Raw genomic sequence first — 813 nt, 5'->3', positions numbered from 1 at the left:
CGCGTAATCGGTTGTACTAAAGTTGTATTGCTATTTTATAGACTCATTTCTATGAACTGATCATTTTAAAGAATAGTTTAGCTTATTAATTATGGAAGTTGAAATCTTAGCTTTTGGAATTACCAGGGATATCGTTGAAGGAAATACTTTCAGGATCTCCCTCAACGAAGGTACCAGTGTGGCTACTCTTAAAGAATTGCTTTATCAAACCTACCCCAGGATGAAGCAACTACGGTCGCTAAGGGTAGCGGTCAACAATGAATATGTTGATGAAGAGGTTGTGCTGTCCGGAAAAGAGGAAATAGCTTTAATACCACCTGTAAGCGGAGGTTGACCATGATAAAAATAACAGAGCATCCATTAAACCCTGATGACATAACCAGCACCGTGTTTAGCAATGAAGCTGGAGCGGTCAATGTTTTTATTGGTACAGTGCGAGCAACTACTCAAGATAAAAAAGTGGTTAGGCTGGAGTTTGAGACCTATCTCAATATGGCCATCAAGGAGATCGAGAAAATCATCGAAGCCATGAAAAATAAATGGCCCGTGCATCATGTTGTGGTTCATCACCGCATCGGCACACTGACAGTCGGTGAAATAGCTGTGGTTATTGCAGTTTCATCACCGCATCGAAAGGAAGCCTTTGCAGCCTGCCAGTATGCTATTGATACCCTCAAAGAAACTGTTCCTATCTGGAAGAAAGAAATCTTTGAAGATGGTGAAGTGTGGGTTTCAGCTCATCCTTAAATCGCTATTACCAATGTGGTAATAACAGACAAAGCTACCAAGAGGCTAAATAACAAAATCCCCAGC

Annotated in this window: 2 protein-coding genes; both read left to right on the top strand. The window is 41.0% G+C overall.

The window, feature by feature from the left end; genetic code table 11:
- Positions 1–91 precede the first annotated feature (91 nt).
- Positions 92–334: a MoaD/ThiS family protein gene (locus E1163_RS15950; protein WP_155173453.1), complete on the top strand. Its 243-nt coding sequence runs from the start codon at positions 92–94 to the stop codon at positions 332–334.
- 2 nt (positions 335–336) lie between these two features.
- A complete protein-coding gene (locus E1163_RS15945; RefSeq protein WP_155173452.1) occupies positions 337–747 on the top strand; it encodes a molybdenum cofactor biosynthesis protein MoaE in 411 nt (136 codons plus the stop codon).
- The last annotated feature ends 66 nt before the right edge of the window (positions 748–813 follow it).

The sequence above is a fragment of the Fulvivirga kasyanovii genome, assembly GCF_009711405.1.
GTDB lineage: Bacteria > Bacteroidota > Bacteroidia > Cytophagales > Cyclobacteriaceae > Fulvivirga > Fulvivirga kasyanovii.
The sequence above is the reverse complement of the archived record's forward strand: the minus strand, read 5'-3'. Positions and strand labels throughout refer to the sequence as shown.